Raw genomic sequence first — 23256 nt, forward strand, 5'->3', positions numbered from 1 at the left:
CTCCTTTTTCAGTGGACCCGGGTCGCGGATTCGAGGTTGTCGATGACCGCCGAAAGTGGCCGGCGCGGGGTCTGCACCTGAGTGCCTTCGGGCGGATGTTCGTGGTGCGGCTGCGGGCCCTTGCTCACCAGTTTCATCATGTAGCCGATGCCCACGGTGAACACCGTGCAGTAGATGACGACGAACAGCGCCAGCGAGGTGCTCATCTGCGCCACCGAGTGATGGGACGCGGCGTCATGAGTGCGCATCAGACCGTAAACAACCCACGGCTGACGCCCGACTTCGGTGGTGATCCAACCGGCCAGCAGCGCGATCAGACCGCTCGGCCCCATCAGCAGCACCAGCCGCTGGAAGCCGCGATGCCGGTAGACCTTGCCGTTGCGCCGCAGCGCCAGGCCCAGCACACCGACCAGAATCATCAACATGCCCAGCCCGGCCATCACGCGGAAGCTCCAGAAGATCACGGTCGAGTTCGGCCGGTCTTCTTTCGGGAAGCTCTTGAGCGCCGGAATCTGCTTGTCGAGGCTGTGGGTGAGGATCAGGCTGCCGAGGTACGGAATCTCGATCGCGTATTTGGTCTTCTCCGCCTGCATGTCCGGGATGCCGAACAACACCAGCGGGGTTGGACCGTTGTCGGCGTTTTCCCAGTGACCTTCGATGGCGGCGATTTTTGCCGGTTGGTGTTCCAGGGTGTTCAAGCCATGGGCGTCACCGACCACCGCTTGAATCGGCGCGACGATAAGCGCCATCCACAGCGCCATGGAAAACATCTTGCGCACCGGTTTGCTGTCGTTGCCGCGCAGCAAATGCCAGGCCGCCGAAGCGCCGACAAAGAACGCCGTGGCAACGAACGCGGCAATCGCCATGTGCGCCAGCCGGAACGGGAACGACGGGTTGAACACGATCGCCAGCCAGTCGACCGGCATCACCCGGCCGTCAACGATCTCGAAGCCCTGCGGGGTCTGCATCCAGCTGTTGGAGGCGAGAATCCAGAAGGTCGAGATCAGCGTGCCGATGGCGACCATCACCGTGGCGAAGAAGTGCAAGCCACGGCCGACACGGTTCCAGCCGAACAGCATCACCCCGAGGAACCCGGCCTCGAGGAAGAACGCGGTCAGCACTTCATAGGTCAGCAACGGCCCGGTGACGCTGCCGGCAAAGTCGGAAAACCCGCTCCAGTTGGTGCCAAACTGATACGCCATGACCAGCCCCGACACCACGCCCATGCCGAAGTTGACGGCGAAGATCTTCGACCAGAAGTGGTAAAGATCGCGGTAAGTGTCGTTACCGGTTTTCAGCCACAGGCCTTCGAGCACCGCCAGGAAACTCGCAAGACCAATGGTGATCGCCGGGAAGATGATGTGGAACGAAACCGTGAACGCGAATTGAATTCGCGCCAGGTCCAGTGCCTCCAGGTTGAACATGATGATGTCCTCATCCAGGCTGAAAAGCGGCAGCACACGGCCGGGCCACCGCCAGGCGCGAACGCCTGCAGCCAGTCAAATTGCAAAAGGGTTGGATCGCGTGGGTCGGTCAGGCCACCGACGACGGAATCAGGTTGCTCGCCTCGGCCGCTTCGAGGCGGATCGCCACGAATTTGGAGGTCGGCGTGTAGGTGCGGTCACCGTAACTTTCCAGCGGCACCAGCGGATTGGTTTCCGGGTAGTACGCGGCAGCCTGCCCGGCGGGAATGTCGTAGGCGATCAGGGTGAAACCGCTGACCCGACGCTCACGCTCGTCGCCCCACAGCGCCACCAGATCGACCTTTTGCCCCGGTTCGAAACCGAGCCGGCGGATGTCCTGTTCGTTGGCGAACACCACGTCGCGCATCCCGTATACACCGCGATAACGGTCGTCGAGGCCGTACAGCGTGGTGTTGTACTGATCGTGGGAACGCATGGTTTGCAGGATCAGGTGCGGTTTGACCGGTAGGTTGCGCACGCCTTCACTGATCAGATGTTCCGGCAGCACGCACGGGGTGAACTGGGCCTTGCCGGATTCGGTGTTCCAGACCCGGTCGGAGGCGTTGTTGCCGAGGTGGAAACCACCGGGGATCAGCAGTTTCTCGTTGAAGTTCTCGAAGCCCGGAATCACGTCGGCGATCAGGTTGCGGATGCGCCCGTAGTCGCCCACCGCCCATTCCCAGTCGATCGGGTGTTTGCCCAATGTGGCGGCGGCGATCCCGGCAATGATCGCCGGCTCGGATTTCAGGTGCGCCGACTTCGGCTTCAGTTGGCCGAACGACAAATGCACCATGCTGAAGGTGTCTTCCACCGTCACGCCTTGCGGACCTTCGGCCTGGACATCGATGTCGGTACGGCCCAGGCACGGCAGGATCAACGCATCACGCCCGGTCACCAGATGGCTGCGGTTGAGCTTGGTCGAAATGTGCACGGTGAGGTCGAGTTTGCGCATCGCGGCGTGGGTGCGCGGGGTGTCCGGCGTGGCTTGAGCGAAGTTGCCGCCGAGCCCGATAAACACCTTGGCTTCGCCACGTTCCATGGCGCCAATCGCCATCACCGTGTTGTGGCCGTGCATGCGCGGCACCTTGAAGTTGAAGCGTTTTTCCAGGGCGTCCATCAGCTCGGTCGGGGCCAGTTCGTTGATGCCCATGGTGCGGTCGCCCTGCACATTACTGTGGCCGCGCACCGGCGACAGCCCGGCGCCCGGACGGCCAACGTTGCCGCGCAACAGTTGCAGGTTGATGACTTCCTGCAGAGTCGGCACCGAGTGTACGTGCTGGGTCAGGCCCATGGCCCAGCACATGATCACGCTCTTGGCGCGGGCGTACATGCGGGCGGCCAGTTCGATGTCATGCAGCGGCACGCCGGACTGCTCGACGATGTGCTCCCAGCTCGTGGCATCGACTTCGGCCAGGTAGCTGTCGAGACCCGACGTGTGCTCGGCAATGAAGGCGTGATCGAACACCGGTTCGCCGCCAGTGGCCTGGGCTTCGCGCTCCCACTCCAGCAGGAATTTGGCCATGCCGCGAATCATCGCCATGTCGCCGCCCAGTGCCGGGCGGAAGTACGCGGTGTTGGTCGCTTCCCAGCCGTTGCTGAGCATCTCGATCGGGTTCTGCGGATTCTGGAAGCGCTCCAGCCCACGCTCCTTGAGCGGGTTGATGCACACCACCTGCGCGCCGCGTTTCACCGCTTCGCGCAGCGGTTCGAGCATGCGCGGGTGGTTGGTGCCGGGGTTCTGGCCGATCACGAAAATCGCGTCGGCGTGGTGCAGGTCTTCATAGACCACCGTGCCTTTGCCGACGCCCAGGCTCTCGCCCATGCTGACGGCGCTGGCTTCGTGGCACATGTTCGAGCAGTCCGGGAAATTGTTGGTGCCGTAGGCGCGGACGAACAACTGATAGAGAAACGCCGCTTCGTTGCTGGCGCGACCCGAGGTGTAGAACTCGGCCTCGTGGGGCGATTTCAGGCCTTTGAGGTGCTTGGCGATCAGCGCAAAGGCGTCGTCCCAGGTGGTTTCGACATAGCGGTCGACCCGCGCGTCGTAACGCATCGGATGGGTGATCCGGCCCTGATACTCAAGCCAGTAATCGCTTTGCTCGGCCAGGCTCGAGACTGTGTACTTGTTGAAGAACGCCGGATCGACCAGGCGGCCGGTGGCTTCCCAGTTCACCGCTTTGGCGCCGTTCTCGCAGAACTTGAGCATGCTCGCGCCGGGTGCTTCACCCCAGGCGCAACCGGGGCAGTCGAAGCCGCCGTTCTGGTTGGTCTTGAGCATGGCGCGGATGTTTTTCAGGGCATTTTCACTGCCCAGCCAGTTCTTGGTGAGGCTGATCACAGCGCCCCAACCCGCAGCGGCGCCCTTGTAGGGTTTGTAACGGTCGACTTGTGACATGGGACTTCTCCACGACGATGCACACAGGCAAAAACCTGATCGGGTTTAAACAGCGACGACTGACTTTCAGGTTAAAAAAGCGGTCGTTTCGTTTGACGGGGCCAAGGATAGAAACCGCTGCAAAACCTTGTCTAATCGCTATTAATGACTGCGTTATCGAAAGCATCTATCACCAACTTAATCCCTTTAAATCCGGGCACTTGCAAAACCAGGAAGGGAAAAATGACGAATAAATTTTTCATCATCGACAGCATCAATCGGCCGGTAATCAAGAGTGATTGGACGCTGTTCGAAGTTGCTCATAACCTGCGCCGACCCAATCCCTTCAATAGCGGATTTCACCCAAGCGAGGCTGTCATGTCAGAGCGCGTCTTGATCGATGGTTACAACCGCCGCGTCGACTACCTGCGCATGTCGGTCACCGACCGCTGCGACTTCCGCTGCGTGTATTGCATGGCTGAAGACATGCAGTTTTTGCCGCGCCAACGGGTGCTGACGCTGGAGGAGATCTATCAACTGGCGCAGAGCTTCGTTGCACTGGGCACCCGCAAGATCCGCCTGACCGGCGGCGAGCCGCTGATTCGCCCCGGCGTCGTCGGCTTGTGCAAGCAGATCGCCGCCCTGCCCGGCCTGCGCGAACTGTGCCTGACCACCAACGGCTCGCAACTCGGCAAACTCGCCAGCCCGCTGTTCGACGCCGGGGTCAAACGCCTCAACGTCAGCCTCGACAGCCTCGATGCCGAGCGCTTCAAACAGATGACCCGCACCGGCGACCTGGGCCAGGTGATCGACGGCATCGACGCCGCACGCGCCGCCGGATTTACCCGCACTAAACTCAATTGCGTGGTGATGCAGGGCCGCAACGATCACGAGATCAATGATCTGGTGCAGTTCGCCATCGAGCGGGATCTGGACATTTCCTTCATCGAGGAAATGCCGCTGGGGATCATCAGCGAACACAGCCGCGCCGAGTCGTTCTTTTCCAGCACTCAGGTGCGCGAAAAGATCGCCGAGCGCTACACCCTGATCGACTCCGCCGAATCGACCCAGGGCCCGTCGCGTTACTGGCGGCTGGCCGAAGCCCCGCACATCCGGCTGGGGTTTATTTCGCCCCACAGCCACAACTTCTGCGGCACCTGCAACCGGGTGCGGCTGACGGTCGAGGGGCGTTTGCTACTGTGTCTGGGGAACGAGCATTCGGTGGATCTGAAAGCGGTGCTGCGGGCTCATCCGGGCCAACCGGAACGGCTCGAGAAAGCCATCATTGAAGCGATGAAACTCAAGCCTTACCGGCACAACTTTGAAGTGAACGACGACGTGCAAGTGGTGCGTTTCATGAACATGACCGGCGGCTGATCCGCCACGTTTGCAAGGCAGAGAGCCGCATGATTATCCGACCCAAGGTCAATCAATTCGCCATTCTCTTCACCCTCAAGGGCTCGATTGCCAAGCGCATCGCCCTGCGCGCCCTGATGGTGACGCTGCTGGCGTCGGCCATCGTGCTGGTGGAAATGCTCCACCCGAGCAACTTCACCAAGGTCAACGCCACACCGTTCACCCTGCTCGGCCTGTCGCTGTCGATCTTCATGAATTTTCGCAACAACGCCTGTTACGACCGCTGGTACGAAGCGCGCAAGGCCTGGGGCGAAGTGATCGTGCATGTGCGCTCGGTGATCCGCGAGACCCATGTGATTCGCGAATCGGCCCAGCGCCGTCTGTTGCTGCTCAACCTCGCAGGTTTTGCCCACGCGCTGAATGCGCGGTTGCGCCGGGAAGACGAAGCCGCCGCCAGCGCCGAGTGGATCACCCCGCAACACGATGCGCAGGTACCGGACTACAGCGGGCGAATCCTGCAAACCGTCGGCCAGCAATGTTCCGATCTGCACGAATCAGGTGATCTCAGCGAATGGCGCTACATGCTGCTGGCCAATCACCTGACCAGCCTGACCCAGGCGCAGGCGGTGTGCGAGCGGATCAAGAACACGCCGCTGCCCTTCCCTTACACCTTGCTGCTGCACCGCACGATTTATCTGTTTTGCATCCTGCTGCCGTTCGCCATGGCCGAACCGCTGGGCTGGCTGACGCCGCTGTTCACGGCGATTGTCAGCTACACCTTCTTCGGGCTGGATGCGATTGCCGATGAGCTGGAAGACCCGTTCGGCCGGGATGAAAACGATTTGCCGACCGATGCGCTGGTGCGCAGCATCGAGCGGGATATTCTCTCGGAGCTGGGAACGGAACCGTTGCCGCCAGCGCTGAAACCGGTGGACTACGTCCTCAGTTAATCGACTGCCTCCATTTCCGGGAAGGGAGAGTCATTAATCCAGATGCGCCCAGGTCATGCGGAACGACGCCCCGCCCCATGATGAATCGCCGACCTCGACCTGCCCGCCATGGGATTGCGACACCCGCCGCACCAGCGCCAGGCCGAGGCCGAAGCCGCCCGTGCGGCGGTCGCGGCTGGCGTCCAGACGCGAGAACGGTTCGAAGATTTTCTCCCGTCCATCCAGCGGCACGCCCGGGCCGTCGTCGTTGACCTGCACTTCGTATTGATCACCGATGCGCACCAGCGACACCTCGACACGCTGCTCGGCATACCGGATGGCATTGCGCAGCAGATTGATCACCGCCCGCGCCATGAACCGCGGTTCGATCCGCACTTCATCGACCCGGCAATCAACGATCAATAGCTGCACCCCGGCCGCCTCGGCCTCCAGCGCCACGCTGCCGACCACGCTGTCGAGCCAGTTGGCAGCTTGAATATTCTCGCGGGTGATCACGGTCGCGCCGCGTTCGAGGCTGGCGTAGGTCAGCAGTTCGGAGACCATTTCTTCCAGCTCGCCGAGGTCGGCATACATGTCGGCGATCAGTTCGCGGTTCTGGCTGGCGTCCGGTTGCTGCTTGAGCTGATCGAGCTCGAACGACAACCGGGCAATCGGCGTGCGCAGTTCGTGGGAGACCGCGTTGGTCAGTTCGCGCTGATTGGCGATCAGGCCTTCGATGCGCGCCGCCATCAGGTTGAAGTGGCCGGCCAAGTCGCGGATGTTCGAGCGTTTGGACAGCTGGATCCGCACCGAAAGATCGTTGTCGCCGAAACGCTCGGCGGCCAGCCGCAGTTTTTCCAGATCGCGCCAGTGCGGACGAACCCAGAAGTACAAAACGATGCCGAGCAGCACCGCCAACATCATATAGGCCCCGGCAATGTAGAACGGCATCAGGCTCGGCTCGGGCGGCAGCTTGATACTGAGCAACTGCGAACCACCGTCGATGTTGCTGATGAACTGGGTGTAGTCATCGCGGATCACCAACACATCCTGGGCCAGTTCGGCTTTTTCCTGATCGCTGAGGTTCAATTGGTCAGCCTCGACCAGGCTCAACGTCAGCCCGTAGTGCGGCCGTAACGCCTCCAGTTGCGCCTCGCGCGCCGCGCCCTGCTGGTCGCGCATGTGTTCGACCAGCGACCAGGCCTGACCGCGCACCGCTTCACGGTTGTAGGCCTGCATCTGGTTGTCGAGCAACGCGTTGAAGGTGTGCTCGACGGTTTGCAGCGCCGCCACCAGCCCGACGGTCATCACCAGAAACAGCCCGAGAAATAACCGCAGCATCTACAACTCCCACGCGAACGGATTGAACAGGTAACCCTTGCCCCACACGGTCTTGATGCACACCGGCTCGCGAGGGTTGTCCTTGAGTTTGTTGCGCAACTTGCTGATGTACACGTCGACGCTGCGGTTGAGGCCATCGAAGGCGATGCCGCGCATGCGGTTGAGAATGTCATCGCGCGACAGGATCTTGCCGGCGGCGCTGGCCAGCAGCCACAGCAGCTCGAATTCCATGGTGGTCAGCTCGATCAGCTCGCCCGCCAGACGCACTTCGCGGCAACTGCGGTCGATGATCAGGTTGCCGAACTCCAGTGAACTGACCACGCCGCTGTCCGGCACCTGCCGGCGTTGCAGGGCACGCAGGCGTGCGAGCAGAACCGGCGGCTTGATCGGTTTGATCACGTAGTCATCGGCGCCGGACTCCAGGCCCAGAATATGGTCGAGATCGTCTTCCTTGGCGGTCAGGATGACAATCGGTGTGTCCGACACGCTGCGGATTTCCCGGCACACGTGCAGGCCGCTCTGCCCCGGCAGCATCAAGTCGAGCACCACCACTTTGGGCTTGAATTCGAGAAACGCGGCCACGGCCAGGTCGCCGCGATGCACCGTGCGCACCTCGTAGCCGTGTTGTTCGAGAAAGTGGGCGATCAGCGCGGCCAGCCGCTCATCGTCTTCCACCAGCAGGACTCTGCCAAAACCCAGGTTATCCATAACAACCGCCGCCAACCGCTTTGTGAAGTGGGCGCCATTATGGCGGCATTCGCGGGCGAGTCGTTTATCGCAGGCAGCAAAAACCGGGCTCCGGGGCCGGTTTTCGTTGATGTTTCATACTCTTAAGAGTTTTTAACAATTCATGCCGCGACAGGTACGCCGCTGTGGAAACGGAATTCCTCGTCCGGCGATTCGATCAGGTCCCGCTCGGCGGCGCGGACTCTCTCGATCACTTGGGCGATGTCCTTGGCGTCGCCGTACTGATAGGCCAGTTTCAGGTAACCCTGAAAATGCCGGGCCTCGCTTTTCAGCAGGCCGAAGTAGAACTTGCCGAGTTCTTCGTCCAGGTGCGGCACCAGCGCTTCGAACCGCTCGCAACTGCGCGCTTCGATAAAGGCGCCGACCACCAGGGTGTCGACCAGTTTCACCGGTTCATGGCTGCGCACCACTTTGCGCAGGCTCGAGGCATAACGGCCTGCATGCAGCTGGCGCAGTTCGATCTTGCGTCGCTTCATGATGCGCATCACCTGCTCGTGGTGCACCAGTTCTTCCCGGGCCAGACGCGACATCATGTTGATCAGATCGACATGGGAATGGTACTTGGCGATCAGGCTCAAGGCGGTGCTGGCGGCCTTGAACTCGCAGTTCTTGTGGTCGATCAGCAGGGTTTCCTGATCGGCCAGCGCGGCCTGGACCCAGGCGTCAGGCGTGCGGCAACCAAGGAAGTCGTGGATTTCGGGAAGGATCATGGGGCTCACGGTCAAAAGGTGTTCGAGCGAAGGGCGCCGATTATACCGGCCTGCCCGCAGACCACCAGCGGCCGGCGTTGATATGCATCAAGTCGCAGGCACGGCAGCAGCAACTATAGTTGTGCAACGCCGTGCCTTTTCATTGCTGGAGACTCCGCTATGCAAGCCATTCGCAGCATTCTGGTGGTTATCGAACCCGAACACGCGGAAAGCCTGGCGCTCAAGCGCGCCAAGCTGATCGCCGGGGTGACCCAGGCCCATCTGCACCTGCTGGTCTGCGACAAGAAGCACGATCACGCCGGCATGCTCAGCGTGCTCAAGGCCGCGCTGCTGGCGGACGGCTACAGCGTCACCACCGAACAGGCGTGGAACGAGAGCCTGCACGAAACCATCATCGACGTGCAGCAGGCCGAAGGTTGCGGGCTGGTGATCAAACAGCATTTCCCCGACAGCTCGCTGAAGAAGGCCCTGCTGACCCCGGCGGACTGGAAACTGCTGCGCCATTGCCCTACTCCCGTGCTGCTGGTGAAAACCGCCGGTTCGTGGAAGGACAAGGTGATTCTTGCGGCGGTCGACGTGGGCAATGCCGACGGCGAACACCGTCATCTGCACACCACGATCATCGACCACGGCTTCGACATCGCCAGCCTGGCCAAGGGGCATCTGCACGTGATCACCGCCCATCCGTCGCCGATGCTGTCGGCGGCCGACCCGACGTTCCAGCTCAAGGAAACCATCGAGGCGCGCTATCGCGAGCAATGCCGGGCGTTTCAGGCTGAATTCGACATCGATGACGCTCACCTGCACGTCGAGGAAGGCCCGGCCGATGTGCTGATTCCGTTCATGGCGCACAAGCTGCAGGCGGCGGTGACGGTGATCGGCACCGTGGCGCGCAGCGGGGTATCCGGTGCGTTAATTGGCAATACCGCCGAACAGGTGCTGGATCAGCTGGAAAGCGACGTGCTGGTGCTCAAGCCTCAGGAGGTTGAAGACCATCTGGTGGAGTTGGCGGTCAAGCATTGACCTTTGCGGCCAGGGAGCAATCTCCCTGGCCGTAAGCCAACCTCAGTCGCCGAGCGCATCCTTAAGAAAACCGGGCGCGATGTAGCGCTGATAGTGCGCTTCCGACAGCAGGAAAAATTCCCGATCAATGGCATCGCGCAGTTCCGGCAGGTTCCAGTCGCGAAACTCCGGCAGCAGCACCATGCCGTAGGCTTCCAGATTAATGATCACCCGCGCGCCCCGGGCGATCAGCTGATACGCCCAGCAATATTCCGACTGATGCGGCACGAAGCGGATCTTGCGCTGTTCCAGCTGCAGACGCAGGCGCGCCGGATCGAAGACCTCGACCTTGCTCGCCATCACTTGTGACAGCAATTGCTCAAGACGCAGCCAGACCGCGCGCTTTTCCTCCTCGTTGTAACCGTTCCAATGGATCACTTCGTGGTGGAAACGCTTGCAGCCACGGCACACCAGATCACCGTAAACGGTGGAGCAGAGGCCGACGCAGGGGGTCTTGATGGTCTGATTGGGCATAGAGTGGGCAAAACACTTGAAACGCGGAACAGGTCGGCATGTTAGCCCTTTGTCCGCCATTCATCACCCCTCAAACGTCAGGGGCAAGCGCCGGATCAGGGTTTGCCCCACCTGCGCACAACGCAACCAAAGTCCAATAGAGCGCGACTTACCTTTAAATTTTTTTTGCCGTAGAATCAGCCAGCCTTTTTAGGCGCCAATGTCCGTTAGAAGCTGTTTTCAAAGCGTCACGAGCACAGTCGTTCCTTCAGAGCGGTGTTGGCGTAAGGTTTTTCCAGCGGGGAAAAGCCATACGCCAACCCTCATCAGCTCCCCGTTCTGCAGGCGTAAAACTTTGAAAGCAGCTTCTGTAAGGAATTGCCGGTAATTCTGGCCGAACGACCCACAACGTCGTGAGGAGCATGAGTACGGCAATTTCGGGATGAGCGTCCCGGACACCCATTTGGGACCACTGATGAGGGTAATAACTGTGCTTGAAGCCTACCGCAAACATATCGAAGAGCGTGCAGCCCTGGGTATCGTTCCCCAGCCGCTTAACGCCGAACAAACTGCAGGCCTGGTCGAGCTGCTGAAGAATCCTCCGGCTGGCGAAGAAGCTTTCCTCGTTGACCTGATCACCAATCGCGTACCACCAGGAGTGGACGAAGCCGCCTACGTCAAGGCCGGTTTCCTCTCCGCACTGGCCAAGGGCGAAGTCTCCTCCCCTCTGCTGGACAAGAAGCGCGCTGTAGAACTGCTCGGCACCATGCAGGGCGGCTACAACATCGTGACCCTGGTTGAACTGCTGGACAACGCCGAGCTGGCGCCAGTGGCCGCCGAGGAACTCAAGCACACCCTGCTGATGTTCGATGCTTTCCACGACGTGGCTGAAAAGGCCAAGAACGGCAACGTTCACGCCAAGGCCGTGCTGCAATCCTGGGCTGACGGCGAGTGGTTCAAGAAGCGCCCGGTGCTGGCCGACAAGATCAGCCTGCGCGTCTTCAAGGTGACTGGCGAAACCAACACCGACGACCTGTCCCCTGCTCCTGACGCCTGGTCGCGTCCAGACATCCCGCTGCACGCCCTGGCCATGCTGAAAATGGCCCGTGACGGCATCGTTCCGGACGAGCAAGGCAAGACCGGCCCGATGAAGCAGATCGAAGAAATGCGCGGCCAGGGCTTCCCTATCGCCTACGTCGGTGACGTGGTCGGTACCGGTTCCTCGCGTAAATCGGCGACCAACTCGGTTCTGTGGTTCTTCGGCGACGACATCCCTTACGTGCCGAACAAGCGCGCTGGCGGTTTCTGCTTCGGCAGCAAAATTGCCCCGATCTTCTACAACACCATGGAAGATGCCGGCGCACTGCCAATCGAGTTCGACGTATCGAACATGAACATGGGCGACGTGATCGACCTGTACCCGCACGCAGGCAAAGTCTGCAAGCACGGTACCGACGAAGTCATCACCACCTTCGAAATGAAAACCCCGGTCCTGCTGGACGAAGTCCGCGCCGGCGGCCGTATCCCGCTGATCATCGGCCGTGGCCTGACCGAGAAGGCTCGCGCCGAACTGGGTCTGCCAGCGTTCGACCTGTTCAAGAAGCCGGAAGCACCGGCTGAAAGCACCAAGGGCTTCACCCTGGCGCAGAAAATGGTCGGCAAGGCTTGCGGTCTGGCAGAAGGCAAAGGCGTTCGTCCTGGCACCTACTGCGAACCGAAGATGACCACCGTAGGTTCTCAGGACACCACCGGTCCAATGACCCGTGACGAACTGAAAGACCTGGCGTGCCTGGGCTTCTCCGCTGATCTGGTGATGCAGTCCTTCTGCCACACCGCGGCCTATCCAAAGCCGATCGACGTGACCACCCACCACACCCTGCCTGACTTCATCATGACCCGCGGCGGTGTTTCCCTGCGTCCGGGCGACGGCATCATCCACTCGTGGCTGAACCGCATGCTGCTGCCGGACACCGTCGGTACCGGTGGTGACTCGCACACCCGTTTCCCGATGGGCATCTCGTTCCCGGCCGGTTCCGGCCTGGTCGCGTTCGCCGCTGCCACCGGCGTCATGCCGCTGGACATGCCGGAATCGATCCTGGTGCGCTTCAAAGGCAAAATGAAACCTGGCATCACCCTGCGTGACCTGGTTCATGCCATTCCTTACTTCGCCATCCAGAACGGTCTGCTGACCGTCGAGAAGAAAGGCAAGAAAAACGCCTTCTCCGGCCGCATCCTGGAAATCGAAGGCCTGGAAGGTCTGACCCTGGAACAGGCGTTCGAACTGTCCGACGCCTCGGCCGAACGTTCGGCTGCCGGTTGCACCATCAAGCTGTCGAAAGAGTCGATCACCGAGTACCTGCAGTCCAACATCACCCTGCTGCGCTGGATGATCGGCGAAGGCTACGGCGATGCGCGTACCCTGGAGCGTCGTGCTCAAGCGATGGAAGCCTGGATCGCCAACCCGCAGTTGATGGAAGCCGATGCCGACGCCGAGTACGCCGAAGTCATCGAAATCGATCTGGCCGATATCAGCGAGCCTGTACTGTGCGCGCCGAACGACCCGGACGACGCCCGTCTGCTGTCCAGCGTTGCTGGCGAGAAAATCGACGAAGTGTTCATCGGTTCGTGCATGACCAACATCGGTCACTTCCGCGCTGCCGGTAAACTGCTGGATCAGGTCAAGGGTCAGCTGCCAACCCGTCTGTGGCTGTCGCCGCCGACCAAGATGGACGCTCACCAACTGACCGAAGAAGGCTACTACGGCATCTACGGCAAGGCCGGCGCCCGCATGGAAATGCCAGGCTGCTCGCTGTGCATGGGTAACCAGGCACGCGTTGAGCCGAACAGCACCGTGGTGTCGACCTCGACCCGTAACTTCCCGAACCGTCTGGGCGACGGCGCGAACGTCTACCTGGCTTCGGCTGAGCTTGCGTCCGTTGCTTCGATCCTGGGTCGCCTGCCGACCGTCGAGGAGTACATGGAATACGCTGGCAAGATCGACAGCATGGCGGCCGACGTTTACCGCTACCTGTCCTTCGACCAGATTGCCGAGTTCCGTGAAGCTGCTGCGAACGCCAAGATCCCGGTCGTTCAAGCCTAACGCTGCAACGCAATGAAAAACGCCGCCCATCGCGAGATGAGCGGCGTTTTTTTATGCCTGCTGAACGGCTGGCGCTGATCGTTCCCACGCTCTGCGTGGGAATGCCTCTTGTGACGCTCTGCGTCACGGTTCAGGACGCAGAGCGTCCTTGGCTGCGTTCCCACGCAGAGCGTGGGAACGATCATCTTGGAAGCGAACCTGCCCGCGAAGATCGCAGGCACAAAAAAGGCCGACCCGCGAGGCAGATCGGCCTTTGTGTTTCACAAGATCAATCGGGATCTGGTGTTGAACCTCAAGCCGTCAGCGAATAGATCAACGCCGAAATCGCCACCAGACCCACTGCGGTGACAAACACGTTCGACATCTGCCCACGATAACGGGCCATCGCCGGCACTTTGCGGATCGCGTACATCGGCATCAGGAACAGGATCGCCGCGATGACCGGGCCACCGATGGTTTCAATCATGCCGAGGATGCTCGGGTTCAGGGTCGCCACGATCCAGCACACCACCAACATGAACGCCGCCACGATGCGGTCCAGCGCCTTGGCGCCCGGACGCTTGCCGCTCTTGACGATCAAGCCCTTCAGGCCTTCGCTGGCACCGATGTAGTGGCCGAGGAACGACTTGGAAATCGCCACAAACGCAATCAGCGGTGCCGCGAACGCGATGGTCGGGTTGCTGAAATGGTTGGCCAGGTACGACAGGATCGACAGGTTCTGCGCCTTGGCTTCGGCCAGTTGCTCCGGCGACAGGGTCAGCACGCAGCTGAACACGAAGAACAGCACCATCACCACCATCAGCAGGTGCGCGCGAGACAGGATCTGCGAGCTGCGCTCATCCGCGTGAATGCCGTAACGACGCTTCTGATCCACAGCAAACGCCGAGATGATCGGCGAATGGTTGAACGAGAACACCATCACCGGAATCGCCAGCCACAACGTGTGCAGCAGCGCGGACGGTGCCGGCACTTGCGAAGCGGTGGTCAGGATGCCGCCGTTCCAGTGCGGAATCAGGTACACCGCCAGGAACAGCAGCGCGACGATGAACGGATACACCATCAGGCTCATGGCCTTGACGATCACTTGCTCGCCGCAGCGCACCACGGCCAGCAGGCCGAGGATCAGCACGAACGACAGCAGCGCGCGCGGTGGCGGCGTGATGTGCAGTTGGTGCTCGAGGAAACTGGCGACCGTGTTGGTCAGGCCAACGCTGTAGATCAGCAGGATCGGGAAGATAGCGAAGAAGTACAGCAGGGTGATCAGCGCGCCGGCCTTGATGCCGAAATGCTGTTCCACCACGTCGGTGATGTCGGCGCCTTCGCGACCGGAGAGCACGAAGCGGGTCAGACCGCGGTGTGCGTAGAACGTCATCGGGAACGCCAGCAGCGCGAGGATCACCAGCGGCCAGAAGCCACCCAGACCTGCGTTGATCGGCAAAAACAGGGTACCGGCGCCGATGGCCGTCCCAAACAGTCCCAACATCCAGGTAGTGTCATGGCGATTCCAGCTCGACAGTTCGGCTGGTGCTGCCGCCTCAAAGCGTTGTTCGACGCTATTGGCCTGATCATTCATCCGGTCGGATCTCCGCATTCCGGTCACTTGCCACTCGGTCAGGACGCGTCGGAAAAAACCGACAGACATGCTCCGGCCGAAACAGGGGCGCGATTCTCCGCGATAAATGAGCAGAAGCAAAGACTTAGCTGAGGAATGGTTGTGCGGAGCAGATCGGAGGCTTGTCGCTTTTGGGAAAAAGACTGTCGGCACCAGATACGCCAAATGTCGTTTTATGGCATGCGCAGGCGCCGAATGAGCCATGGGAAAGCCCGATCAGATCAATCGGGCCAATATGAAGCCAAGGGACATGCAGAAGATGCCGAAGCCAAATAACCCCAACATCGGAAGCATTTCACCTTTGTGTTTGATGCGCATTCTTTCGACCCACTCATCGTGCTCTCGCTCTGAGCGTTCCATTCTGGCCTTGCGGTCATATGTACTCATGCTGATCTTCCTCTGGGTTCCCTGGGCCTGACTGTTTTGAAAGGCGAACACTCAAAATTTGAAAAAAAATCCTGCTACTGCAGTGAATGCAGTCAACACCCCACCAAATACCGCGACTGGATACAAGTTTGCCTCCCACCTCAGCTTCTTTTCCTCCGCCAGCAGCTTTTGTCTTTCAGCCACGAGCTTTCGTGACTCATGTTCCAACCTGTCGAGTTCCAGACTTTCACGATCGTTATGAAACATTGGCCTTCCTTGGCTGATGGCAATTTCCGTCCGGGTTGCCGCTCCGTCCTGAAGAACGCATCCCGTCCTGCTCTCTATGGTTCCGCGCTTCTCACCCCGCCGTATAGCGGATGAATCCGGCAGCACTCGTAGGCAACATCCGTAAATCCCGCAGGACGGTGCGTCCATTTCCTAACGTTTTTAAACAACCTCACTGACCGGCATTTTTCGGCTATACCCAATGGCGAATTGACTGACATTCCCGTCCAGTCCCCCTCGCCTGTGGAGCCATCCCATGCCCCTCGTCCGCGTCGACATCAAGAAGAACCCGGACCCGACGTTCGCCAAACGCATTGGCGAAGTGATCTACGCCGCCCTGCGCAGCGAGATCAATGTGCCGGAACACGACAACTTTCAGGTGCTGGCCGAGCACGACGACCAGCACTTCGTCTATGACCCGCAATACCTGGGGATCCAGCGCAGCGACGGCATCGTGTTCATCCAGCTGACCATCAGCGAAGGCCGCACCGTCGAGATGAAACAACGGCTGTTCCAGACCATCGCGCGCAACCTGAACCAGCAACTGGCCGTGCGTCAGGAGGATGTGTTCATCAATCTGGTGGAGGTGAAAAAAGAGAATTGGTCGTTCGGCAACGGCATCGCCCAGTATGTGACCTGATCCTGTGACCACGGGCGCCGGCCTCACCTTCTGACGAAGCACCCGCGCGCTCCCCGCATCAGCTCCTACACTGCCTGATGCGGGGCCGCGCCAGCCATTGCCAAACCGCTCTGGAGTCAGCACTCTGAACCGACTTTTGCGCCCGAAGACCGACGATCACAGGAGCCGAGCAATGCCCGCCACCGTTCTGGTACTGGTTGAAACCATCAATGACTATTTGCCGATTCTCGAACATCAGGGTTTTCACCTGATTCTTGCACCGACCCCTGCCGAACGCGCGCAAGCCATCGCCACCCACGGGGCGCGGATTGACGCGGTGCTGACCCGCGGCCCGCTGGGTTTATATGCTGAAGAGATCGCCGCATTGCCCGCGCTGAAAATCATCTGCGTGATCGGCGCCGGTTACGAGCAGGTCGACCTGCAGGCCGCCAGCGACCGGGGTCTGATCGTGACCAACGGCGCCGGCGTCAACGCTTCGTCGGTGGCCGACCACGCCATGGCCATGCTGCTGGCGCTGGTGCGGGACATTCCGCGCTGCGATGCGGCGGTGCGTCGGGGCGAGTGGCCGAAAATCATGCGCCCGTCGCTGGCCGGCAAGCGCCTGGGGATTCTCGGGCTGGGTGCGGTGGGGATGGCGATTGCCAAACGCGCGGGCCTGGGCTTCGACATGGAGATCAGCTACCACAACCGTCAGGTGCGCAGCGACGTGCCTTACGCGTTCTGCTCGACCCCGACCGAACTGGCCCGGGCCTCGGACTTTCTGGTGGTTGCCACGCCCGGCGGCATCGGCAGCCAGCATCTGGTGACCCGCCCGGTGCTTGATGCCCTGGGGCCCAATGGTTTCATCGTCAACATTGCCCGTGCCAGCGTGATCGCCACTGCCGACTTGATCACCGCACTGGAACAACGTCGAATCGCCGGCGCAGCGCTGGATGTGTTCGATCACGAGCCACAAGTGCCCGATGCGCTGAAAAACCTCAGCAACGTGCTTCTTACCCCTCACGTCGCCGGGTTGTCACCGGAAGCCACCCAAGGCACCGTTGAGCTGGTGGGCAAGAATCTGATGGCGTTCTTCTCCGGGCAACCGGTACTGACGCCGCTCCAGCTACCGCCGAAACTCAACAACCAGCGCGTGCACTAAAGCACGCCGAGCAAGGTCCACAGACGCCGGGATTCGGCGTCTGCCGAAATCAACTCGCCGAGCAGCTCGCTCAACGGTTTGTTGCCCCACTCGACCCCGCGCCGGATCAGATACGGCACCGGGCTATGGGGTTCGGTGCGGGCCAGGTACTCGGCGATCAACAGCAATTGCCGATAAGCCTCTTCGCGACTGGCGGGTTCGCGCGGCACTGGCGCGGTTTCGACTGAGGCCGTGACCGACGCTTCAACAGGCGAAACCGCGACCGGCGCAGGCGGTGGTGCCGACAGCGGTTGTTGTGGGTGCATGGCGATAAACTCCTGAACCAGTGTCAGCAACGCTTGAAGGGTGTCCTGCAACGGCCCGAGCCCCGGTCCCTGATCTCCCAGATACGCATCGCACCAGGCATCGAGACGCTGCAGGTGTTGCAGGCTCAGCAGCAGATTGCCTTGATGGCGCAGCCAGAAGGCCATGGGCGTGGTCCGCACCTGTTCGATGAGTTTCTTGTGTTCGCTGCGCGCAGTTTCGGCTGACGCCTTGGCGCCTTTGGAGTCGTTGGCCTGCACCTGCTGCATCTGAATCCGTCGCCAGGTTTCGAGGGTATAACCCTCAAAGTCGCTGTTGTGCGTGCCAAATAAAGGCACCCGGGTCAGCAGCACTTCACTGTAGCGACGCACCAGCCACTCCAGCGGAATCGCCCGCCACGACTGGTCACCGTCATCGGCCTGCGGGTGCAACTGTTCGGGATAGCGCTCACACAGACCGGCGATCAGCGCCAGACTGCCCGGCAGTCCATCGAGTGCCTGCAGGTGCAGCCAGGCCTCGCCCAACCAGGCGCTGAGCATCAGGTCCTTGCTGCGCTCGAGCAATAGCAGGGTGGTCAGCCGCTCGACTTCCGGCCAGTTGGCCCGTTTCAGGGTCGACTGCCAGACGCCGGTGGGCAAACTCGCGTCGTCCTCACGGCGCAGATCGCGCAACTGGTCGTACTCGCGCTCATAGCGCAGGTCCGCACCACAGGGCGCGTCGTCGCTGATGGGCGCAAGCAACTGATCGATCAGGTCAGGCAATGGGATCGAGGGCAGGCTCACAAATCCTCCTTCTGCGATTCAAGGGCGGCGGTGGTACCGGTCACCTGGAACGGCGAACGCGGCGCACGGGTCGGCAACGGCGGAATCGACAACGGCAGTTTCGAGCCCTGGCTCATCAGCGACACGCGCACGAACATCCGGGTGAATTCGCTGGTGACGCTGTCATTCTGCGCGGTCACCGGCAGACGCAGGCTCAACGGAAAATCGGTGTAATCCATGCTCGGCTGACGTTGCACCGAGAAGTGCGCGCGCATCAGGCGCAGCAGCGACCACGGCCCGCCATACTCCCAACCGGCCTCCAGATCGCGCACCACCAGGTTCGGTTGCAGCGGGTCGTTGACCGGACGCTCCTTGCCGTTGCGCGCCCAGCGCAGGGTCAGGCGGATCGGCTGACCGGGCATCCAGCGCAGGTTCGGCTGGTCGGCAGCGGGATAGCTGATCTGCTGATTACCGGCCAGCAAGCCCCAGGCAATCACCTGATCGGCGCCCCTCTCTTCTTCGCGATCCGTGCGCCAGCGCACGTCGAGTTCGACGCCGAGAATCCCGCTCTTGTCCCGCACGAACAGCGGCGTCAGCCAGACGCTGGCCTGTTTCACCCGGTTGAGAAAATCTTCCGCCGCCAGCCGCTCCGGGGTCTGGCTCAGAACCAGTCCGGCCTGAGCCACCGGCAAGCGCTTGTCGATGATTTCCAGAAAGTGCTGAACCCGCGCCGGGTCAGCATCCTGAGCCTGAACACCGTTGGCAAAAGGAAAGCGATCGGCCAGGTACTGATTGAAATAGCCGGCCAACTCGTTCCACGCGGCGGCTGCCTGTTGCTGTTGCAGGAGCTGGCAGCGTTGCAGGGCCGACTGCTGCAGCTCCACCGCACGCATCGCCAGAGTGCCACGCCCACCGGTCAGATTGGCGGTCTGCAACACCTGCACGCAGGAGCCGGTGTCCATTTCAATGAAGTCGCGGCTGACCAGTTGCTCGATCTGCGCCGGTGAACTGGCGGGGTTGGAATCCTTGTACTTGAGCAATTCGTCGTTGAGCGCGCTGAACTGGGTCACGCGCTCGTAATCCAGCGCCGACAGATTGCCCTGCTGGGTCTTCAGCCACTCCAGCGCCGGAGCGCGACGCTCGGTGATGCCGAGCATGGTGTTGAATTGCTGCTTGAGGCTCAGTTTCAGATCCTGCACATCGCTGGCGCCATAGAGTTGCAGGCCGAGGTTTTTCGAGCCGTCCCACTGGCTGATTTCCGTACGGCCGCCGAACAGCGGCTGCGCGGTAATTTCATCCAGCCCGCCGACAATCTGCGCCATCGCCCGGCGGTTCAACGCCCCTTGCAGACGCGCCGCCAGATCACTGCGATGCACCTCGACAAAGGCCTTTTGCAGGTTCATTGCCTGCACCGCCTGCACGTTGAACACCGCGTAGGCATGAGTCTGGTCATCGTGATCCTTGAGGCTCAACCACATCGCCTGCGCCGCGGCGGTTTCAGCCGCTTGCAGCAATGCTTCGCGATAGGCCGGCGGAATGCGCGGCAGCTCTTCGGCAACGTAAGTTTTATAGCTGGCGAAATAATTCAGAGACACGTTGAGGTCATCGCCATCCACGGTCTGGCCTTGCCGATTGACGCTGTTCTGACTGGCGCGCAGGGCAATCGAGACGAAGTCACGCTTGAATAGCGCCTGCACCGCGTTGTTGAGCTTGACCACCTGATCCTGCAACGCCAGTTGCCCGCTGCCCTGCTGCACCAGCAGATTGCCCCGCGACCCCACCTGGGCGATCCATTGATCGCGAAAACTCTGCTGCAACTTGCCGGCCTGCGCATCAAGCTGCTGCTCTACGGGCGGGCCCAGCAATGAACTCTTGCGCACCTTGTCGAGAAATTCGCGATAACCCGGCACCAGCTCCTGACCCTTGCCGCGACTCCAGGTCGAGTTGGTCAGGGCGATCGCCGCTTGCAGGTCGTCGATCAGGGCGCGCAGGTCTTCCAGTTCGGTGAGGCTGTTGCCACTCCCGGCTTCAAGCTGTTCCAGATGCAACTTGAGGTAGCCGGCCTTGCTGACGAAGTTGTCGGCCAGAAAATACTGATCGAGCCAGCGCTCCATCAGCCCGGTGAAATTACTCACGATCAACGGCCGTTCAACGCTCAGATCCAGAGCCTGGAAGTCGCCGCCATCACTGGCTGCGAGCAGCCGGTTGTAGTAGGCGGCATGGGGCAAGGTGCCGGCGTTGAGGTTGAGTGACAGCGCGCTGTTGCTCAGCTGCGCCAAATCCTCCAGCGGCGTCCGCTGATTGTTCTGTACCTGGGCGAACAACTGATTCTGTTGTTCCAGACGCAAGGCCCGCTCGACCAGATCCGTGGCCTTCTGATAATTCTGCCACTGCGCCGGGTCTTCGCTTTCGACGCTGGCGCGCCGGTCGGTGGCGCGGATCGCCTTGATTTTCGCGAGCTCCGCGACCAGCAGATCGTGCAGCGGTTGCAGCATGTGGCGCTGGGTCGACCTGAACACTTCCTGTTCGAGTCGCCCGTCCAGCGAGGAAAACCATGACGTCGGAAAGGCCAGCGAAACGTAGTGCCAGTGCGGCGCCCGTTCCAGCACCCGCCAGAAGTTCTGCACGTTGCGCCGGGTCGGCTCGACCCGATGCTCGTCGTCGGTGACCGCCACGTAATTTTTCTGCGCGCCCTGCAGCAGCCGCGCCAATTCATGGGCGTCCTTGACCGACGCCTGCCAGACCCAGAGCATCGCCACCGCCCACACCACCCCGACCACCAGCGCCACCCCGGCGGTGACTCGCTGCCAGCGCTGGCGCAGGCGCAACAGGCGCGGTACGCCCTGGGCCAGCCCGCGTTCGCCGACTATTCGCTGACGCCACAACTGACGGACAAATGCACTTTGCTGCAGACCGCTGTCACCGGCAGAAAAGCCGTCCAGCGCATCGTCGGCCGGCTGATTGGCCGTCAGGTAAACGCCACGAAAACACGGTGCCTCACCCTGAGCATTGCCTTGAAACACTGGCTCCAACACGCTCTGCAAACCTCGGCGCAAGGTTTCAAGGCGTTCCGGCAAGGCGTACAGATCCGCACTCAAATGCCCGGACAAGGTGCCGATTTCGATCACCGCTTCCGCCACCGAACGGTGCAGCCGATCCAGCGCCTGATCGCTCCATTGCCCCTGCCACACCGCATCGCGGGCATAGGGCGACGACCAGCCCAGGGTGCGATCGCGAGCCTCGTCCGGCAAGGCGCTGATCAGTTCCTGAAATCCCGGGAGTTCTTCCAGCCCGGTGATGACCACGTACACCGGCAGGCTCAGACCAAAGCGCTGCAACAGATCGATGAAACGCCGACGCGCCGCCAGCCCCAGTTGCGTAGCCTGTTCCAGATTGCTCAACCGACTGACCGGCACCGTCCAGATCACCCCGTCCAGCGGGCGCTTGCTGCGCAGGCGCAGGATCAACCCGAGCAGACGCCACCAGCCGCCGCGTTGCAGGTGCATGCCGTCTTCCGGCAAAAACAGTGCTTGCGGCACCACCAATACCGCGCCTTCGGAGTCCGACCACCAGCGACCGAACCACGCCGGTTTATCGGTCGGCTGCAAACGCCACTGGGTGGCAAGTTGCGCGCCCTGGGTTTCATCGCCGAGCATCAGCAGCCACGGCATCTGATACCGGTCGTGGGCGCCCTGCTCCTGTTCCATGTGCCGCACCGCAGCGTAGAAACTGCGGATCGCCGCGCCGCTCTGGGTACGCAACCACCACACCGCCACCGCGATGATCACCAGCAGCAGAAGGATGACGACCACCCAGGCCACGATCGTCAGGCTACTCATGAGTCTTGCTCCGGCGCCGCCAGCGTGTCGGGCGCCTGCAACACCGGCTCCAGTTCCTGACGGATGTCACGCCACAGAAACTGCCCGAGCCCGGTCAGCAGCAGAATCATCGCCAGAATGCCCAGCGCCAGACGAAAGCCATCGGGCAACGCCGTGCGCACCGGCAACTGCAAGGGTGTCGCCAGCGAAGGCTGTACCAGACGCTGGCTGACACCCGCGTAATCGGCCTCGTCCTGCCAGGCAAACGTGAACAGCGCCCGCCGCCATTTCTCTCGCTGCACCTGGCCCTGCTCACCGCGCAGGCGTCCGTGAAAACCGAGGATCAGACACTGCAAATACACGTTGGCCAGATCGCGGGTGGTGGGCTGCTGTTCATCGAGCAGGGTCTGGATCGCCGCCGGCACTTGCTCGCCGGCCTGACGGCTGGAATACAGTCGCGACTCCAGGGGCTTTTCCTGCCAGGCACTCTGGCCCGGCCACGGGCTGAACAGCAGGGTTTCATCGACCAGCGCGACAAACGCGTACACCAACGCCTTGACCTGCTCGGTCGCCGAATCGCCGACCCGGGCAAACGCGGTGCGCCACAACCGTTGCGAAGCCTGGGTCGAGAGTTCGACCACGGTTTCGACCAGCGCCGCTTCGTCCTCGCTGTCCTTGGGCAACTGGCTCCAGTCATGCGACCACTGCTGCCAGGTGTGGCGGAACGCACTGCTCAGCGGAGCGTCCTGCAACCCGAGGCTTGCGGCACTTCCTTGCGACATACGACGTTCCTTG

18 protein-coding genes are annotated in these 23256 nt (G+C 61.4%); 6 read left to right on the forward strand and 12 right to left on the reverse strand.

The window, feature by feature from the left end; translation table 11 throughout:
• Positions 1-8 precede the first annotated feature (8 nt).
• A complete protein-coding gene (locus CAF80_RS14300; protein ID WP_074689296.1) occupies positions 9-1424 on the reverse strand; it encodes a cytochrome ubiquinol oxidase subunit I in 1416 nt (471 codons plus the stop codon).
• Between the two features lie 109 nt (positions 1425-1533).
• On the reverse strand, positions 1534-3858 hold the full coding sequence (locus CAF80_RS14305) for an FdhF/YdeP family oxidoreductase (protein WP_039767129.1): 2325 nt from the start codon (positions 3856-3858) through the stop codon (positions 1534-1536).
• Positions 3859-4215: 357 nt separating this feature from the next.
• On the opposite strand from CAF80_RS14305, the gene moaA reads away from it, so the two are divergent.
• Positions 4216-5214 carry a GTP 3',8-cyclase MoaA gene (gene moaA, locus CAF80_RS14310; RefSeq protein ID WP_039767130.1) on the forward strand — a complete coding sequence of 333 codons (999 nt, stop codon included), beginning with the start codon at positions 4216-4218 and terminating at the stop codon, positions 5212-5214.
• Between the two features lie 29 nt (positions 5215-5243).
• Positions 5244-6143, forward strand: coding sequence for a bestrophin family protein (locus CAF80_RS14315; RefSeq protein ID WP_074688761.1), 900 nt, complete (start codon positions 5244-5246; stop codon positions 6141-6143).
• 33 nt (positions 6144-6176) lie between these two features.
• Here CAF80_RS14315 and CAF80_RS14320 read toward each other — a convergent pair whose 3' ends face one another.
• From CAF80_RS14320 to CAF80_RS14330, 3 genes are all read right to left on the reverse strand, one after another.
• Positions 6177-7463: an ATP-binding protein gene (locus CAF80_RS14320; protein ID WP_074688763.1), complete on the reverse strand. Its 1287-nt coding sequence runs from the start codon at positions 7461-7463 to the stop codon at positions 6177-6179.
• Positions 7464-8171: a response regulator gene (locus CAF80_RS14325; RefSeq protein ID WP_011334763.1), complete on the reverse strand. Its 708-nt coding sequence runs from the start codon at positions 8169-8171 to the stop codon at positions 7464-7466.
• Positions 8172-8311: 140 nt separating this feature from the next.
• A complete protein-coding gene (locus CAF80_RS14330; RefSeq protein WP_074688765.1) occupies positions 8312-8920 on the reverse strand; it encodes a tRNA-(ms[2]io[6]A)-hydroxylase in 609 nt (202 codons plus the stop codon).
• A 159-nt stretch (positions 8921-9079) separates the two neighbouring features.
• Here CAF80_RS14330 and CAF80_RS14335 point away from each other — a divergent pair, with 159 nt between their 5' ends.
• Positions 9080-9943: a universal stress protein gene (locus CAF80_RS14335; RefSeq protein WP_007958823.1), complete on the forward strand. Its 864-nt coding sequence runs from the start codon at positions 9080-9082 to the stop codon at positions 9941-9943.
• Positions 9944-9985: 42 nt separating this feature from the next.
• Here CAF80_RS14335 and CAF80_RS14340 read toward each other — a convergent pair whose 3' ends face one another.
• Complete coding sequence (locus CAF80_RS14340) at positions 9986-10456, reverse strand: DUF1289 domain-containing protein (RefSeq protein ID WP_039767141.1); 471 nt, start codon at positions 10454-10456, stop codon at positions 9986-9988.
• Between the two features lie 469 nt (positions 10457-10925).
• Here CAF80_RS14340 and acnB point away from each other — a divergent pair, with 469 nt between their 5' ends.
• Positions 10926-13535: a bifunctional aconitate hydratase 2/2-methylisocitrate dehydratase gene (gene acnB / locus CAF80_RS14345; protein ID WP_039767143.1), complete on the forward strand. Its 2610-nt coding sequence runs from the start codon at positions 10926-10928 to the stop codon at positions 13533-13535.
• Positions 13536-13827: 292 nt separating this feature from the next.
• Here the strand turns inward: acnB and CAF80_RS14355 are convergent, their stop codons facing one another.
• The 3 genes from CAF80_RS14355 to CAF80_RS14365 all read right to left on the reverse strand — a co-directional run bounded on the left by CAF80_RS14355 (position 13828) and on the right by CAF80_RS14365 (position 15780).
• A complete protein-coding gene (locus CAF80_RS14355) occupies positions 13828-15108 on the reverse strand; it encodes an HAAAP family serine/threonine permease (protein WP_064597506.1) in 1281 nt (426 codons plus the stop codon).
• A gap of 255 nt (positions 15109-15363) precedes the next feature.
• On the reverse strand, positions 15364-15534 hold the full coding sequence (locus CAF80_RS28885; RefSeq protein ID WP_166742324.1) for a hypothetical protein: 171 nt from the start codon (positions 15532-15534) through the stop codon (positions 15364-15366).
• A 51-nt stretch (positions 15535-15585) separates the two neighbouring features.
• Positions 15586-15780: a hypothetical protein gene (locus CAF80_RS14365; protein ID WP_085667572.1), complete on the reverse strand. Its 195-nt coding sequence runs from the start codon at positions 15778-15780 to the stop codon at positions 15586-15588.
• Between the two features lie 274 nt (positions 15781-16054).
• On the opposite strand from CAF80_RS14365, the gene CAF80_RS14370 reads away from it, so the two are divergent.
• The gene (locus CAF80_RS14370) at positions 16055-16438 is read left to right on the forward strand and encodes a tautomerase family protein (protein WP_007958838.1); all 384 of its coding nucleotides are present in this window, start codon (positions 16055-16057) and stop codon (positions 16436-16438) included.
• 172 nt (positions 16439-16610) lie between these two features.
• Complete coding sequence (locus CAF80_RS14375) at positions 16611-17579, forward strand: 2-hydroxyacid dehydrogenase (protein ID WP_039767151.1); 969 nt, start codon at positions 16611-16613, stop codon at positions 17577-17579.
• Here CAF80_RS14375 and tssA read toward each other — a convergent pair.
• Genes tssA through CAF80_RS14390 form a run of 3 tightly spaced genes read right to left on the reverse strand, consistent with a single transcriptional unit; the run spans position 17576 to position 23243 of the window.
• Positions 17576-18664: a type VI secretion system protein TssA gene (gene tssA, locus CAF80_RS14380; RefSeq protein ID WP_039767153.1), complete on the reverse strand. Its 1089-nt coding sequence runs from the start codon at positions 18662-18664 to the stop codon at positions 17576-17578. The genes CAF80_RS14375 and tssA overlap by 4 nt on opposite strands.
• A complete protein-coding gene (locus tag CAF80_RS14385) occupies positions 18661-22482 on the reverse strand; it encodes a type VI secretion protein IcmF/TssM N-terminal domain-containing protein (RefSeq protein ID WP_085667571.1) in 3822 nt (1273 codons plus the stop codon). Before CAF80_RS14385 ends, tssA begins: the two co-directional genes overlap by 4 nt.
• Entirely contained in the window at positions 22479-23243 is a 765-nt protein-coding gene (locus tag CAF80_RS14390) for a DotU/TssL family secretion system protein (protein ID WP_074688779.1), read from the reverse strand. Before CAF80_RS14390 ends, CAF80_RS14385 begins: the two co-directional genes overlap by 4 nt.
• Between the last annotated feature and the right edge of the window lie 13 nt (positions 23244-23256).

It is taken from the genome of Pseudomonas sp. B34(2017), from assembly GCF_002112915.1.
Classification (GTDB): Bacteria; Pseudomonadota; Gammaproteobacteria; order Pseudomonadales; family Pseudomonadaceae; genus Aquipseudomonas; species Aquipseudomonas pharyngis.

Bases quoted from the DNA above. Each gene is read 5' to 3' on its own strand.
- CAF80_RS14300 (WP_074689296.1), bottom strand. From the start codon at position 1,424: ATGTTCAACCTGGAGGCACTGGACCTGGCGCGAATTCAATTCGCGTTC.
- CAF80_RS14305 (WP_039767129.1), bottom strand. From the start codon at position 3,858: ATGTCACAAGTCGACCGTTACAAACCCTACAAGGGCGCCGCTGCGGGT.
- moaA (WP_039767130.1), top strand. From the start codon at position 4,216: ATGTCAGAGCGCGTCTTGATCGATGGTTACAACCGCCGCGTCGACTAC.
- CAF80_RS14315 (WP_074688761.1), top strand. From the start codon at position 5,244: ATGATTATCCGACCCAAGGTCAATCAATTCGCCATTCTCTTCACCCTC.
- CAF80_RS14320 (WP_074688763.1), bottom strand. From the start codon at position 7,463: ATGCTGCGGTTATTTCTCGGGCTGTTTCTGGTGATGACCGTCGGGCTG.
- CAF80_RS14325 (WP_011334763.1), bottom strand. From the start codon at position 8,171: ATGGATAACCTGGGTTTTGGCAGAGTCCTGCTGGTGGAAGACGATGAG.
- CAF80_RS14330 (WP_074688765.1), bottom strand. From the start codon at position 8,920: ATGATCCTTCCCGAAATCCACGACTTCCTTGGTTGCCGCACGCCTGAC.
- CAF80_RS14335 (WP_007958823.1), top strand. From the start codon at position 9,080: ATGCAAGCCATTCGCAGCATTCTGGTGGTTATCGAACCCGAACACGCG.
- CAF80_RS14340 (WP_039767141.1), bottom strand. From the start codon at position 10,456: ATGCCCAATCAGACCATCAAGACCCCCTGCGTCGGCCTCTGCTCCACC.
- CAF80_RS14355 (WP_064597506.1), bottom strand. From the start codon at position 15,108: ATGAATGATCAGGCCAATAGCGTCGAACAACGCTTTGAGGCGGCAGCA.
- CAF80_RS28885 (WP_166742324.1), bottom strand. From the start codon at position 15,534: ATGAGTACATATGACCGCAAGGCCAGAATGGAACGCTCAGAGCGAGAG.
- CAF80_RS14365 (WP_085667572.1), bottom strand. From the start codon at position 15,780: ATGTTTCATAACGATCGTGAAAGTCTGGAACTCGACAGGTTGGAACAT.
- CAF80_RS14370 (WP_007958838.1), top strand. From the start codon at position 16,055: ATGCCCCTCGTCCGCGTCGACATCAAGAAGAACCCGGACCCGACGTTC.
- CAF80_RS14375 (WP_039767151.1), top strand. From the start codon at position 16,611: ATGCCCGCCACCGTTCTGGTACTGGTTGAAACCATCAATGACTATTTG.
- CAF80_RS14385 (WP_085667571.1), bottom strand. From the start codon at position 22,482: ATGAGTAGCCTGACGATCGTGGCCTGGGTGGTCGTCATCCTTCTGCTG.
- CAF80_RS14390 (WP_074688779.1), bottom strand. From the start codon at position 23,243: ATGTCGCAAGGAAGTGCCGCAAGCCTCGGGTTGCAGGACGCTCCGCTG.